Source organism: Paenibacillus sp. FSL R7-0216, from assembly GCF_037969915.1.
GTDB classification, from domain to species: Bacteria; Bacillota; Bacilli; order Paenibacillales; family Paenibacillaceae; genus Fontibacillus; species Fontibacillus rhizolycopersici.
In genome coordinates this window covers 1,693,840-1,708,345 of record NZ_CP150222.1, presented here as the reverse complement: position 1 = coordinate 1,708,345, position 14,506 = coordinate 1,693,840, and the positions used below count along the sequence as shown (strand labels likewise).

The 14,506-nt window shown below is 51.7% G+C and carries 15 protein-coding genes; 3 read left to right on the top strand and 12 right to left on the bottom strand.

Annotation, left to right across the window (positions count from 1 at the left end; all coding sequences use genetic code 11):
* Window positions 1-95 precede the first annotated feature (95 nt).
* The 11 genes from MKZ15_RS07485 to MKZ15_RS07435 all read right to left on the bottom strand — a co-directional run bounded on the left by MKZ15_RS07485 (window position 96) and on the right by MKZ15_RS07435 (window position 10,461).
* Window positions 96-1,463 carry an ABC transporter substrate-binding protein gene (locus MKZ15_RS07485; RefSeq protein WP_239484018.1) on the bottom strand — a complete coding sequence of 456 codons (1,368 nt, stop codon included), beginning with the start codon at window positions 1,461-1,463 and terminating at the stop codon, window positions 96-98.
* A 206-nt stretch (window positions 1,464-1,669) separates the two neighbouring features.
* Window positions 1,670-2,758: an AI-2E family transporter gene (locus tag MKZ15_RS07480; RefSeq protein ID WP_339821008.1), complete on the bottom strand. Its 1,089-nt coding sequence runs from the start codon at window positions 2,756-2,758 to the stop codon at window positions 1,670-1,672.
* Between the two features lie 136 nt (window positions 2,759-2,894).
* Window positions 2,895-3,092 (bottom strand): hypothetical protein, encoded by a 198-nt coding sequence (locus tag MKZ15_RS07475; protein WP_239484017.1) that lies wholly within the window; start codon window positions 3,090-3,092, stop codon window positions 2,895-2,897.
* 41 nt (window positions 3,093-3,133) lie between these two features.
* Window positions 3,134-3,703: a manganese catalase family protein gene (locus MKZ15_RS07470; protein ID WP_009227053.1), complete on the bottom strand. Its 570-nt coding sequence runs from the start codon at window positions 3,701-3,703 to the stop codon at window positions 3,134-3,136.
* Between the two features lie 51 nt (window positions 3,704-3,754).
* On the bottom strand, window positions 3,755-4,033 hold the full coding sequence (locus tag MKZ15_RS07465) for a spore coat protein CotJB (protein WP_155607128.1): 279 nt from the start codon (window positions 4,031-4,033) through the stop codon (window positions 3,755-3,757).
* A 4-nt stretch (window positions 4,034-4,037) separates the two neighbouring features.
* Complete coding sequence (locus MKZ15_RS07460; RefSeq protein ID WP_155607127.1) at window positions 4,038-4,256, bottom strand: spore coat associated protein CotJA; 219 nt, start codon at window positions 4,254-4,256, stop codon at window positions 4,038-4,040.
* A 184-nt stretch (window positions 4,257-4,440) separates the two neighbouring features.
* Entirely contained in the window at window positions 4,441-5,805 is a 1,365-nt protein-coding gene (locus MKZ15_RS07455; RefSeq protein WP_155607126.1) for a hemolysin family protein, read from the bottom strand.
* A gap of 33 nt (window positions 5,806-5,838) precedes the next feature.
* Window positions 5,839-6,978, bottom strand: coding sequence for a radical SAM/CxCxxxxC motif protein YfkAB (gene yfkAB / locus MKZ15_RS07450; protein ID WP_339822341.1), 1,140 nt, complete (start codon window positions 6,976-6,978; stop codon window positions 5,839-5,841).
* Window positions 6,978-8,078: an HD-GYP domain-containing protein gene (locus MKZ15_RS07445; RefSeq protein WP_339821006.1), complete on the bottom strand. Its 1,101-nt coding sequence runs from the start codon at window positions 8,076-8,078 to the stop codon at window positions 6,978-6,980. Before MKZ15_RS07445 ends, yfkAB begins: the two co-directional genes overlap by 1 nt.
* 84 nt (window positions 8,079-8,162) lie before the next feature.
* The gene (locus tag MKZ15_RS07440) at window positions 8,163-8,990 is read right to left on the bottom strand and encodes an undecaprenyl-diphosphate phosphatase (protein WP_155607123.1); all 828 of its coding nucleotides are present in this window, start codon (window positions 8,988-8,990) and stop codon (window positions 8,163-8,165) included.
* A gap of 37 nt (window positions 8,991-9,027) precedes the next feature.
* A complete protein-coding gene (locus MKZ15_RS07435; protein WP_339821004.1) occupies window positions 9,028-10,461 on the bottom strand; it encodes a bifunctional UDP-sugar hydrolase/5'-nucleotidase in 1,434 nt (477 codons plus the stop codon).
* A 137-nt stretch (window positions 10,462-10,598) separates the two neighbouring features.
* On the opposite strand from MKZ15_RS07435, the gene MKZ15_RS07430 reads away from it, so the two are divergent.
* The 3 genes from MKZ15_RS07430 to MKZ15_RS07420 all read left to right on the top strand — a co-directional run bounded on the left by MKZ15_RS07430 (window position 10,599) and on the right by MKZ15_RS07420 (window position 12,965).
* Window positions 10,599-11,351 carry a molybdenum cofactor biosynthesis protein MoaE gene (locus MKZ15_RS07430; RefSeq protein ID WP_213621984.1) on the top strand — a complete coding sequence of 251 codons (753 nt, stop codon included), beginning with the start codon at window positions 10,599-10,601 and terminating at the stop codon, window positions 11,349-11,351.
* 81 nt (window positions 11,352-11,432) lie between these two features.
* The gene (locus MKZ15_RS07425) at window positions 11,433-12,464 is read left to right on the top strand and encodes an HD-GYP domain-containing protein (protein WP_193418265.1); all 1,032 of its coding nucleotides are present in this window, start codon (window positions 11,433-11,435) and stop codon (window positions 12,462-12,464) included.
* Between the two features lie 162 nt (window positions 12,465-12,626).
* Window positions 12,627-12,965 (top strand): L,D-transpeptidase, encoded by a 339-nt coding sequence (locus MKZ15_RS07420; protein ID WP_193418268.1) that lies wholly within the window; start codon window positions 12,627-12,629, stop codon window positions 12,963-12,965.
* A 126-nt stretch (window positions 12,966-13,091) separates the two neighbouring features.
* On the opposite strand, the gene sufB is transcribed toward MKZ15_RS07420, so the two are convergent.
* Entirely contained in the window at window positions 13,092-14,489 is a 1,398-nt protein-coding gene (gene sufB / locus MKZ15_RS07415) for a Fe-S cluster assembly protein SufB (RefSeq protein WP_339821002.1), read from the bottom strand.
* Between the last annotated feature and the right edge of the window lie 17 nt (window positions 14,490-14,506).

The following is a 14,506-nucleotide window of genomic DNA, read 5'->3' as shown; positions in this document are numbered from 1 at the left end:
CCCCTTTAAGTAAACCGTTTATTTTTGACCGATAAATGAGGCGGGCCGAGGCTAGGCCCCTTCCCGCCCGTTCTTGTGTCCAATCCAACGACTTGTTATTTTCTTCCTTGATATTCCCAATATTCCTGAACCTCGTCCGCAAGGCCTTTGCGATCGACTTTATCGACGAGGTACTTTTGCATCGCCGCTCCAGTCTTTGCCCAGTAATCCTGCGGCAGGTAATTGATCACGCCGATATTCATCACTTTACCTTGATCGACATATTGAGATACCGCATCGGAGATGATGTTGCTGCCCTTCACTTTGACATCCTTATATGGCATGGACAATCCCATCTGCGAAATGATCGCTTCTTGTCCCTGATCGCTTGTGACCATCCATTCGATAAACGCCTTAGCCGCTTCTTGTTGCTCCGGCGTCGATCCCGCGTTATCGATGGCAAACAATTTTGGTTCACTGTATGCGATTTGGCTGTTGCCGTAGTCGTCCGGATTGTTGCTGATCGGAACCGGAATCACGCCGAATTCCTGATCGCGTCCTTCAAGCGGTCCAACTACCGCCCAGGTCCAATCCCCCATGAAGTAGAAGGCGGCATCGCCTTTAGCGAAATCTGCACTGTCTTTGTTGTAGTCCGCCACGAGCGGGTCACTCTTCCGGGCGTTATATTTTTTCAACAAGTCAAAGGTATCCATCAGGCCATTAAATTGCGGGTTATCCATCAATTTAACTTCGCCACTCTGTAGGGACTCCATGAATTTCCGGTTGTCCTCGACATTAGCGGACTGCAAGGAGTAGGCCAGCCCCAAATAATGCGACCCAAGCGACCAATCTGCTCCATGGATCATAACCGGTGCTTTGCCTGCCGCTTCAATCTTTTGGAACAACGCTTCTAGATCATCGCGGGTTTTGATGGAAGCCGGGTCAAAGGCGCCCCCGATCGCTTCCTCAACCGCCCGTTTGTTGTAAAGCAATCCGTAGCCTTGCGCCGTCCATGGAATGCCGAGGAATTTTCCATCCAGCAGCGCCCCATCTACAGCACCGGGTTTGGTCAGCCCTTCATATTTGGCCTTCTCCGATTCCAAGTCCAAGAAGGAATCTTTATACTGCAAAATAGTTCCTGCATCGAGATTGGCGATGGTTGCCGGATTGCCGGAAGCTAATAGAGATTGGAACTTCTCGATTTGCGCCCCGCCGATCGGCGTAGGAATGAGTTCAACGGTAACGTTCGGGTGAAGCTCATGATACGTTTGGAACAGCTTCTCGAATACTTCATTCACTTCAGCCGATGTGTTAAAGAAGGTTAGCTTGACTTCCTTTTCCGTTTGTTCCGTTGGTTCTCCGCCCTGATTGTTTGTCGCGGCTGGAGTATTGCTGCTTGCGTCGTTGCCCTTCGAACATGCCGCTAATAGAGAAAGCAACAAAACCAGGCATAACGTCATTTTAAACCCTTTCAATTTGTTCAAGATCCTTCCCCCTAGTCATCGTTTTGTATGCGCATTCAGGTTCTGCGCATCTTTATGATAACCGGTTGACATAAAATATGTCAACCGGTTATCATAAATTGTTTTTTTAGTCCCCCTTCATTACAACCCTCCTCACTCCCGCCCTAATAAAGAACCGGCCTAAGCGATATTACCATCACCTAGGCGGTATCATTAAGCTTCGTTCCTTACAACGTTTCCCACTGTGACCTTAGAAACAGCTTATAGAGCCGCTTCCAGGCGATTTTGATCAGCATGTAGACCGGGATGACGACCAGCATGCCAATAATGCCGAACCAATTCCCGCTTCCCAACACAAGCAGGATCGTCGTCACCGGATGGATGTCCAACTTCTTGCCAAACACGTAGGGAGAGATGACATTATCCTGAATCTGCTGCGCCACCAAAATAATGACCAAAGCCCATATGCCGGTAGATGGGGATTCAATGAGGCCGATAATGACAATTGGAATAGCGGAGATGATCGCCCCGAACAATGGGATGAAATTCAGAATCACCGCAATCGTTGTCAACAACAACGCATACGGCAGCCCGATGATTAAGAAGCCGATAAACATCAGCACGCCTAACGCTGCGTTCACGATCACTCGGCCGATAATATAATCGTTTAGCGCTTTGTCCATGTCACTGGCAGCACGATACACTTCCCGCCGATAGCGGATCGGCGAGAGTTTTACTACGCTGCGTTTGAAGCGATGTCCTTCCTTCAGCATATAATAGAGCAGGATCGGGAACGTAAATAACACGATCGCAAATTGGGATAGGAAAGAGAAGAAACCACTTAGGTAATTCGTCAGGAATGAGATCCCCTTGCTTAAATATTCCGTGAAATTCGTGGCTAATCCGGAATCCGATGGAATAATCGACGCGAGGAAAGGCGTTTCTCCCCACTCCTTCAGTTGCGCATCCAGCAGATTCACAAATTGGGGAATATTTTGTACTAAATTGACCAATTGGGTTTGCAACAACGGCCATACCCCGGCAATAAATCCAATGGCCAAAATCGCCATAATGACAAATACAATCAGGATGGCGAATCCCCGCTTGATCTTATGCTGTTCCATGTACTGGACCACGGGGCGGAGCAAATAGTAAAAAAATCCGGCCAACATTAGCGGAATCATAATAGCTCCGATTACGGCCTGCATGGGAAGGAAAAAAGGCCTCACCAACGAAAACACATAAACGATGACCAGTAGAATCAATACAAACTTCGCTCCACGGGTCCATCTTTCCAGCAAGTTCATTCTCATCATCACCTAACTTTATATATTCGTGTGCATAAATAAGTTCTCATTCTATATTATTGGTTTTCGATCCAAAAATAAAATAGGAGCTAAGCGGCATCCTGCCGTTTCGCTCCTATAGGTTAGCCTCGCTTTGATTTGTACTTCAGCTTACCCGCTGACCCGCCGCATCAATTCTTGCCTGTGAGGCGCTATCGCATTTCTTGCAAACTTTTAGTTGTTGTCCCGTACTCGTGTTTTTGGTATACAGCAGCTTGATGCGTGTGCTTCCGCACACCGGACACGTTCCGCGGCTGCGCGACGGCAGGTGCCAGAGCGATTTTCCACGTTTATTTTTGGCCATAACCTATCACCTTCAACGATAGAATGAGTTCATTTCAACAATTAGAAGAATTTCTTATGCTCCCGATCCTCTTTCAGGATCTCCACCGCTTCGCGGAATCGCAAGCTGTGCACGATCTCGCGCTCGCGAAGGAACTTCAGACTGTCCTGGATATCGACGTCGTCGGTCATGTCGATGAGCCACTGGTATGTAGCCCGCGCCTTCTCCTCGGCCGCGATGTCCTCGTACAGGTCGGCGATCGGATCTCCTTTAGCCTGGATGTACGTCGCCGTAAACGGTACTCCGCCCGCGTTCTCGTAAAAGAGCGCCTTATCGTGGTTCACGTAATACGGATCCATACCCGCTGCCTTCAACATCTCCGGCGTGGCATCTTTGGTCAGCTTATAGACCATGGTTGCGATCATCTCGAGATGGGCGAATTCTTCCGTCCCAATATCGTTCAAAAGCCCGATCACCTTGTCGGGGATCGTATACCTTTGATTCAAATAACGCAGCGCCGCCGCCAACTCGCCGTCCGCGCCGCCGTACTGCTCAATCAGCAGTTTGGCCATCCGCGGATCGCATTTGCTGACGCGAACCGGGTATTGCAGCTTTTTCTCATACACCCACATATCGCCTATTTAACCTCCTTTAGCTTCCCATCACGGATTGAAGGCAGGTTGCTACACCTGCCAAGGCCAAGGGCTCTGCGACCATTCCCACGGGAATTTTGAATAGGCTCGCCCGAAATTTTGTAGCGGTCCGTACAGCTGCTGAAAATGGTTCGCATGTTGCGTCCGTTCCTGGGTCAGCTGATTAAACTGCTGAATTGCCGCCAGATCGTCCGGATGCGTATCGAGATACAAATTCAGCTCCACCAGCGCAAAATCAAGTGCCTGCAGCTTCTCAAGCTTCTCGTAATACTCCTGATCGAACGGTTGATTGTTGGGATTTGTCGTCATGGGATCACCGTCCTTTTCCCCATTTGGATTCATAAGGACTGAACAAAGCCGGCCATAATGTGCCGTGTCTTAAGGCGTCCATCGGGCTAAACTGCGGTAGATTCGGGGGCTGGAAGTGGATAAACAGCTGCGGAGGGGTGCTGTAGGTTTTGTGCGTAATCGGCGGACATGGGTCGAATGGGCCTATAAAAGGGGTCCACACACGTTCCTGAGGATGGCTCAAAGAAACTTCCTCCTTCTTCAAACATGGTCATGCAGGCGGATTCGCCAATTTTTCCCTGCATCCTACCACTAACATATGACAATCGCCCAAATAATGAACCGGAGGAGGCGCAATTTCACAAAAAAATAACGCCGTCCCCCTAACCGGGAGTTGCGGCGTTATGGATCAACGGAACTTGTCCGCCTTATTCTTCTTCGATTTCTTCATCCGGCTCCTCGACTACGAGGCGGATCACTTTGACGCGCGTGATGCGCAAACGGCTGGCTTCCTCGACTTCGAATAAGAAGCGGTCGAGCTGCTTTCTTTTCCCTTTCGCCGGGGTTCCTTCCAATTCCTTAAACAACCAGCCTCCGATCGAATCCACTTCCTCGTCTTCGATTTCGCTACCGACGAGGTCGTTCACCTCTTCGATCCGCAAGCGTCCGTCTACTGAATAGACTTCATCTGATAACTTCTCGATCTCCGAACGTTCGTCCTCGAACTCATCATGGAGATCGCCGACGATTTCCTCGAGAATCTCCTCGGCCGTTAACAAGCCGGCTGTTCCGCCATATTCGTCGACGACCAGCGTCACCTGAGAGTGCTTTTTCTGCATCAAGCGAAGCACCTGACTGATTTCCATGGACTCCGGTACATTCAGGATCGGACGGACCATTTCCTCCAAACGAAGCGGTTTCTCCGGATCAGGCAGCAGCAGGTCGGTAATATGGACGAACCCGATGATCTGATCTTTATCCTCGACCGCAACCGGGTAGCGAGAATGCTTCGTGTTCGCCACAATCTTCATGTTATCTTCCCAGCCGAGATTCGTGTACAAGCAGTCCATATCCGTCCGCGGCAGCATCACCTCACGAGCCAGCATATCGGAAAAATCGAAAATATTGTCTACGAGCTTCATCTCGTCTTTGTCGATAACGCCGCTCTTGGCACTTTGATCCATTAGAATGCGAATTTCTTCCTCGGAATGGGCCGCTTCGCCTTCGCCGGCCGGTTCGATGCCAATCAGCCGTAACATGCTGTTCGCCGCCGTATTCAGTAGCCAGATTACCGGAAGGAATATCCGGTAGAACATCAGCAGCGGCCACGAGAGCCATAGCGACGCCGCTTCCGACTTTTGAATCGCCAATGATTTCGGCGCCAGTTCGCCCATCACGATATGTAAAAAGGTAATAATCGCGAAGCCAACCGCAACCGAGATCGTCGAGATCAGCGTTGGGTCCGTCGCGCCCATCTTATGCATCAGCGGTTCGATTAACAACTCGGACACCGCCGGTTCTCCAACCCATCCTAATCCCAACGAAGCTAGGGTGATGCCCAGCTGCGTCGCCGACAGGTAAGTATCCAACCGCTTATTGACCTTCAGCGCATAATTCGCCCGTCGGTTACCTTCCCGAGCCAACTGGGTAAGCCGAGATTGGCGAACCTTAACGAGCGAAAACTCGGCAGCCACGAAAAACCCGTTCAAGAAGACGAGAATAAGGACGAGCAGCAGATTCCAGACCAGCTTGCCTATTTCAATTTCGGTATGACCATCGGGTGACACAGGCATGCAATACGCCTCTTTCCTATATTAGTTCTACCTTTATAAAGTAGCTGCTTTGCGCGTTTTAAAATTCGTATCCGGATAATACATGTCCGCAACCAGTAGGTTCGGCCCGCAGCAACCGGCTGCGTCACAGTGACAATTCACCTTCTGGTTCAGAGGATGTTCCGTCACCCAGCGGCCGAAAATATCATCCAACCGTCCTTCCCGCACATTACCGAAAGCCGGGATGGCGGCAAAATCCGTGACGTATACCTCCCCGGTGAACATATTCACATTCACGCGATTGCGTCCGTCCGGGTCATTGCGAACCGTCACATTCGGCTCTCTCCGCAAACGACGCAGCAGTTGCAAGTCCTCCTCATTCCCGTTGCAAGCAAAGAACGGCAGTGTACCGAACAGCATCCAGAGCGCTGGATCTCGTTCGTCCAACAGCGAGTGGATCGCCGCCCGCATATCGCCAAGTGCCAATACCGGCAGCCCTTCGGCAAAATCGGCCGCATACATCGGATGAACCTCATGCCTTTGGCAGCCCATCTCGACGATCATCCGGTGAATGTCCGGCAGCTTCTTGTGCGTGCGGTAATTAATCATCGACTCGGCGGAGATGAACATGCCCGCTTCGCTGAGCCTACGTGTATTCTCCATCATCGTATCGAACATTTGGTAGGCGACTTCCGGCTTGACCGGGTGCCCGCTGCGAGCGAATCCGATCTCATGGAAATCGTGCCCGCTTGTATAGTTGAACGAGATATGCATGACATCCAAATAAGGAAGCAGCTTCTCGTAACGTTCGTAGTCCAACGTGAGATTGGAATTGATTTGCGTGCGGATTCCCCGTGCCTTGGCATATTTCAGCAACGGGATGATTTTCTCCTCCACGGTTTGGCGACGGAACGTCGGCTCGCCGCCGGTGATGCTGATCGTCTGTAAATACTCGACTTCATCAAGGGACTTTAATATGAGCGGCAGAGGCAGCTGCTCAGGCTCCTTCAGCACAAGGCTATCACCTACCGCACAGTGCTCGCACCGCATATTACACAGATTCGTCACCGTCAACTCCACGCTAGTTAATACGTGGCGTCCGTAATCACGAAGCGATCGGATCGGATCCCACGGATCATAGCTTGGGCTGATCGGACTTCTGGTCCTATCCATCGTTTTTGTCTGTTTATTCATCATTCACCTACCACCATTTCCATTCCGTCCACTTCCGCAATCACGATGGAGAGCTGGGCGGACAAATCTACTTCGTAAGGCGATCGGATATCCTCGCCTCGCGGGTCCGTCAGAACCCGAACAACCGGCCGCTGCGGCATATGACCGGGTATCTTCGATACCACGCCCGTCTCGCCCGTACTTAATCTAACGGTCATCCCAATCGGATAGATCGCGACCCGGTCGCGAAACAGCTCCAGCTTCGGCTTCTCGTACCAATGCCCGCAACCGGTATACAGCACCTCCAGCGCTTGATGCGGCAGCATCGCATTGCGATAAACCCGGTGCGTCGTCATCGCGTCGTAAGCATCCGTAATCGCGATCCAGCGAGCGTATTCGTGAATATCGTTGCCGCGAATACCTCTAGGATACCCGCTGCCGTCCATTTTCTCATGGTGCTGGTACGCGCAATGCGCCGACAACAAAGGGATCCCTGGCTCATCTTTCAACATTTTAAATCCAAGGTCCGGATGCCGCTTGATCAATGCAAACTCCTCATCTGTTAGCCGCGACGGTTTAGTCAGCAGCTCAAGGGGGAGCTTGGTTTTTCCGATATCGTGCAATAAGGCACCCAGGCCCAGTACGGTCAATTCGTCTTTCGTATACCCGTGGAGTTGCCCAAGCAGCAGCGTATACACGCAAACGTTCAGGGAATGACGAACCAAATAATGATCCATGCTGTTCATGTTCATCATCATGATCATGGTATCGTCACGGGCGCTAAGATCGTCTAGAATCGATTCGATCAAACCGGAGAACGTTTTGCCTAGATAAGGGTACGATACGTTCTTCACATTCGGTGCGGCCCATTTACGGAAGTTCGTCCGGATTTCGCCGAGCGCGCGGCGTCGCGTTTCTTCTTCTATCATTTCAGGGATCACCAGATCGTCCGTGCGGGGGTCGGCCACGTAAATAAAATCCAAACCGTGGGATTGCAGCCTGCGTATGATCGCATCGGACAATACCGCATTTTCGGACAACAGAATGATCCCGTCCTCATTATAAATCTTTTTCCCTAATTTCATTCCAGCCTGCAGCGAGGCGACTGGGATTAACCGCATGACTTCCACTTCCGTCTCTGTAAGGTTTCTTTATGTATCTGGAATCAGCGGTCGATACCGAACACCACTTACTTTTGAAGCGGGTTAACGCATGATGAAGATCCAGAACAACGCAGCTAAAATAAAACGATAGTACGCAAAATGACGAAGCTGCACCTTTTGGATGAGTTTCAAAAACGCCAGTACGACCACATAAGCTACCACGAAAGCAACCACAAATCCAATAAGAAAATAGCCGATCGTATCGGACGTTAAATACCGGTAGGAATCCAACATTTCATAACCCGAAACCGCGCACATGATCGGAATCGCGATCAGGAACGAGAAGTCGGCCGCCGCTTTATAGCTGGCGCCGCTGAGCATCCCCCCAGCGATCGTCGAACCGGACCGGGAGAAGCCGGGCCACAACACGGAAATACACTGATACACACCGATCAGCAAGGCTTGCTTATAGGTTAACTGGTCCATTTCCTGGGCGGTGATCGTCGCTTTATTCTTATTGAACCACTCGGCGAAGATCATGAAGATACCACCAACTACCAGCGCCCACAACACCGTCTGAGAACTGAACAGGCTTTTGATGTAATCGCGGAAGAAAAAACCGACGCCGAGCGCCGGCACGATCCCGAGTAGAATATGAATCAAATTGAGGCGGCCTCTCGGAGCATTCCGGTCGACCACCGTTACTTTTTTGCTCAATCCGAGAAGATTCAAAATCCGCTCCCGGTAGACCCAGGCCATCGCCAGAATGGCACCTAACTGGATGACGATTTCAAAGGTTTTCATTTCCGGCGACTGATCGTCGTATCCCATCAGCTTGGCCGTTAAAATCATGTGCCCTGTGGACGAAACAGGGATAAACTCGGTTAACCCTTCTACTATGGCTAAAATAATCGAGACAATTAGACTCATTTGTTCCTCCTGATCGAGTGTGACTTTGCGCTATAGCTTATTCTACTTTTTTCCACCGGGATTGAAAACAGGATTCCACTGCGCCGGCGGTTTGCAATTCGATGCGGAGCAGGTCGCGCAAAAATTCAGGAAGCATGTAGCGCTTCTCCGTTCCCCGCTTCAACCGTTCGTAACCAACGCCAAACGTAAACATATCCAGCGTGCCGACGAGATAGGTTTGCTCTTCCCGCAATGGCTCGCCTGCCACACTAGCCTGGATGATCCGTTTGTATGGCGGAGCAGAGGGATCGTATTCAATCTCCAAGCCGTCGACGCATATGCCGCCTAGTACCTTCCCCCGAAAGCCAAATCCCATAATGGATTTGCCCATCTTCTCCTCGAGCAGCGACTCCTCCAGGCTGACCAAAATATCTTCGCCGGACAACCGCATCGTACAGGGATTGATCGGTGAAGGGCAACGCTCGTGCAGCATTCCCTCGCTGATCTCGCCGGCCGGCAGGCTCGCAAGCAACTGCCCGCTGTTAACCAGAGAGAACTCGCTGCCCGTATGGCGGCGAACCGCCTGAGCTAGCAGATTGCCAAACGGGGATTCGGCTTCATACGATACCGGCAACTCCCGATCCGTCACGACAACGGTACGATTCAGCCGAACCATAGCAGCTTCCCGCTGTGAGGCGATGGCTGACTCGACCTGCTCCTTCTTGGGTCCCTCCACTACCGGAAGACAAATTCCGTCCATTCTAAAACGGCCGGTAATGGAATCCCGACGAACGACAACCTTCCCCAGGTAATTGCCGAATTTACCCGCTGCCGTTACCATCGTTGATCCGATTTGCAGCGGCTCCTCCAGCAAGTGATGCGTATGGCCGCCGATGATCAAGTCGATGCCCGGTATCTTCTCCGCCAGTTGCCGATCCATCGGAAGCCCTAAATGAGACATGACGATGACGAGATCAACCTCGCTCCGCAGCATTCCTACATCTCTTGCAATCGTGTCCAGCGGGTTGAGTGATTCCAGGCCAAGCAGCTCATAGAACTCGGCAAATGCGGCCGTCGCCGCCACTAGTCCGATCTTGAAGCCCTCTTTATGCACTACCAGCCGGCTTCGCATCCATGCCGGCGGTTGTCCGGACCGTAACTCTACAATATTGCCGCAGACTACGGAGCTATGCAAGCTGGCATAGGCCTGGCTTAGCAATTCCGGCGTAAAGGTCAGCCCTTCATTATTGCCGATCGTGATGGCATCGTACCCCGTCAGGTTCAGCACGTCCACATTAACCTGTCCCAAGGTCCCTTCGGTTTCGATCGCCGCCCGGTCCATATGGTCGCCGATATCGAGAAGGAGTGTGGTGGCCGGTGATTCGGCCCGCAATTCATCCATCATCGCCGCAATGCGCCCCATCGTTTCGAAATGGCTATGGATATCGTTGGTGTATAGTATCGTTAACGTTTCCTGGTTCGTTTCCGGCATCAAGAACTGCCTCCTTGCTCTCTCAATCTATTCGGCCTATTCTAAATTTTAGAGTTCATTGTGTATTATATACCTTAAAATTGATCGTTGTCTTGTTATAATGTATATTACATACAAACCATTCCGAGGAGACTCCTATGAATATTCAAATCGCCCTTTTTGCTGGATTGGCAGACCGAATCGGCACGTCCAGTCTTAGCTTTGCCTACTCGCATCCTGAACGGCCTCTCACCGCCGCTTCATTAAAGGAAGCACTGGCGGAAACCTATCCCTCGGCGGCAAATCTCATCTCCGCTTCTTTCGTCGCCGTGAATCAGGAGTATGCCGCCGGCGATACGCCGATCACCGAGGCAGACGAAGTCGCGTTGATCCCGCCGGTTTCCGGCGGGGAACCCACGTCCGAGCTTGCATCGGGCGGGGCTGACGCGGACCTGTTTATCATCACCGATGAACCTCTGTCCGTGGAGGAGATCACGGCCAAGGTCATCGCCCCCGATCACGGAGCGGCGTTGACGTTCACCGGGACGACCCGGGAATGGACGCAAGGACAGCGCACCGTCCATCTCGAATACGAAGCCTACGTCCCGATGGCCCTAACCAAACTGCGTCAGATCGGTGTTGAGATCGCCGAACGCTGGCCGGGCACGCGCTGCGCCATCAGCCACCGGATCGGTCATGTGGACATCGCCGAGATCAGTGTGGTCATCGCCATATCGGCACCTCACCGGGCCGGATGTTACGAGGCCAGCCGTTATGCGATTGAGCGTCTGAAGCAAATCGTACCGATCTGGAAGAAGGAGATTTGGGAAGACGGCTCCGAGTGGAAGGGCCATGGACTTGGGCCTTGGGACCCTCGCGTTCCAGGAGAACACCTCCTTTCGGATGATTGACATCTAACAAAATTCATTGTCAGTCCAATTATTTCCTGATATGATTAAGGAAAATTGGAAGATTATGAGGTGTCATCGTCCTTGAAAGTACATATTATGGAACTCAGTCCAGGCGACCGTCTCCAACATGACGTATTTAATCATTTCGGCGTTTTCGTTTTGCAGCAAGGCTGCGAGTTGACCAGTGATGCTATCGTCAAATTGATGCAGCACGGAATTGACTATGTTGATATCGAGCCGCAAACCCTTCACGCCGAGTTCCCTACAGATCCTGCCTTCCGTGCCAAGCCTTATTTAAACGAAGCCGTAGACGGATTTGAGGAATTGTTCTTGGAAGCGCTAACTAGCGGGAGTATCGATGAAGCGAAGGTCGATCGGCTCTTAGAGCCTATGATTTCCGAACTCGATACCCAGAAGGACGTTGTCTCCTTGCTGCTGATGATCGGCGACGATGACAATTATACCTACCATCATTCCATGCAAGTCGGCATGCTCTGCTATTATATCGCTTCCTGGATGGGGTATACCAAAGAAGAAGCCTATAAAGCCGGGAAGGCCGGCTATTTGATCGATATCGGCAAAAGCAAGATACCGCAAAACATCCTGACTAAACCCGGCAAGCTGACGCCGGAGGAGTTTGAGGAAGTAAAGCGCCATACCGAATACGGCCATGAGATCATTCTCAGCTCGACCGGGGACGAGCTCTCCGCGCTGGTGGCGCTGCAGCATCACGAACGGGAAGATGGCAGCGGTTATCCGCATGGCCTGCGCGATAAACAAATTCACCCGTTGGCCAAAATCGCCGCCGTGGCAGACGTGTACTCCGCGATGACCTCTAACCGCGTGTACCGCTCGAAGCAAGAGCTTCTGTCGGTCTTGCGCGAGCTCAACAGCCTTAGCTTCGGCAGGCTGAGCCCGGAACCTACGCAAGCGCTAATTCGCCACCTGCTGCCCAACTTCATTGGCAAGAAAGTCATGCTGAATTCCGGCGAGTTAGGTTCCATCGTCATGACCAACCAAACGGACTTCTTCCGGCCGCTCGTCAAAACCGACTCCAGGTTCGTCGACCTGTCCAAAGAGCGCGAAACTTCGATCGAAGAAGTTTATTTATAATCCTGGCATGATTACCGGGTCCGAAAGGGCCCGTTTTTTTATATCGTTCACCGGTCCGTGACAGCAACCACTCCCACACAGCCCGACTCCCTCCGCCTTCGCCCAGCCACCCCCTGCATATGGGTCATACACTAGCAATAAAACGGAAGGCTGGTGCAGATCATGCCGAATTACCGCATTATCGTTGATTTATCGGATCGAATGCTCTATTTGCTGGACAATAACATCGTCGTCCGCGGATTTCCGGTCGGAATCGGAAAAATGCTCACGCAAACCCCTGAAGGATCGTATACGATCGTCAACAAAGCCCCGAACCCCGGTGGGCCGTTTGGAGCCTATTGGATGGGCTTGTCCAGGCCCCATTACGGGATCCACGGAACCAACGACCCTTCCTCCATCGGCAAGGAAGTATCACACGGCTGTATCCGCATGTACAACACGGATGTCGTCGAATTGGCCCGGATCGTACCGATCGGGACGAGTGTAACGATCCGGAAATAGGCCGGATTCAGTCCGAAGTAAGCGATTCTCTCACTCCTCTTTACTTCCCAATTTGAGAAAAGTGCTGGAGACGTAAAAAGCTCGCCAACCCTTAAAGGTTGGCGAGCTTTCCCCTTGCGTTCAATCTTACCCGATACTGCCTTCCATTTCGAACTTGATCAAGCGGTTCATTTCCACCGCATATTCCATCGGCAGCTCTTTCGTGAACGGCTCGATAAAGCCCATGACGATCATTTGCGTTGCTTCTTCCTCGGTCAGGCCGCGGCTCATCAGATAGAAGAGTTGCTCCTCCGATACTTTCGATACGGTCGCTTCATGCTCCAGCGTGATGTTGTCGTTCATGATCTCATTGTAAGGGATCGTATCCGAAGTCGACTCGTTATCGAGAATCAGCGTATCGCATTTGATGTTCGATTTCGCGCCTTCCGCCTGACGACCAAAGGATGCGAGACCACGGTAAGTGACCTTACCGCCATGTTTGGAGATCGACTTCGACACGATCGTCGACGTCGTATCCGGCGCCAGGTGAATCATCTTCGCACCGGCGTCCTGAAGCTGGCCTTTGCCGGCAACAGCGATGGACAGCACGCTACCTTTCGCGCCGCGGCCTTTCAGGATAACGGCCGGATATTTCATCGTCAGCTTGGAACCGATGTTCCCATCGACCCATTCCATGTTGGCGTTCTCTTCGGCTACCGCACGTTTTGTAACCAGGTTATAGATATTTGGTGCCCAGTTTTGGATCGTCGTGTAACGGACACGCGCGTCCTTCTTCACGATGATTTCAACGACCGCGCTATGCAGCGAGTTCGTGCTGTAGATCGGCGCCGTACAACCTTCGGTATAATGTACGAAGCTGCCCTCGTCGGCGACGATCAGCGTCCGTTCGAACTGCCCCATGTTCTCCGAGTTGATCCGGAAATAAGCCTGCAGAGGCACTTCACACTTCACGCCCTTCGGTACGTAAATGAAGCTGCCGCCGGACCACACCGCGCTGTTCAGAGCCGCGAACTTGTTGTCCGCCGCAGGAACCACCGTTCCGAAATACTCCTTGAATAGTTCCGGATATTCACGCAAGGCGGAATCCGTATCCATGAAGATGACGCCCTGATCTTCCAGATCCTTCTGAATGCTGTGGTATACGACCTCTGATTCGTATTGGGCGGAGACGCCAGCCAGGAACTTCTGCTCAGCCTCTGGAATCCCCAGCTTATCAAAGGTTTCCTTGATTTCCGTCGGAACCTCTTCCCACGTTTTGCCTTGTTTCTCAGAAGGTCTAACATAATATTGAATATCGTTAAAATCTAGCTCGCTCAAGTCACCGCCCCAGTTAGGCATTGGCATCTTCTCGAACTGCTCGAGCGATTTCAGGCGGAAATTAAGCATCCAATCAGGCTCGCCTTTGATCCGGGAGATCTCCGTCACGATTTCGCGGGTTAAGCCTTTCCCCGATTGAAAGATCGACTTGTGCTCATCCCGGAAGCCGTATTTATACTCTTCCATTTCCGGTGCTTTCTTGGCCATGTTCGGCTACCTCCTTA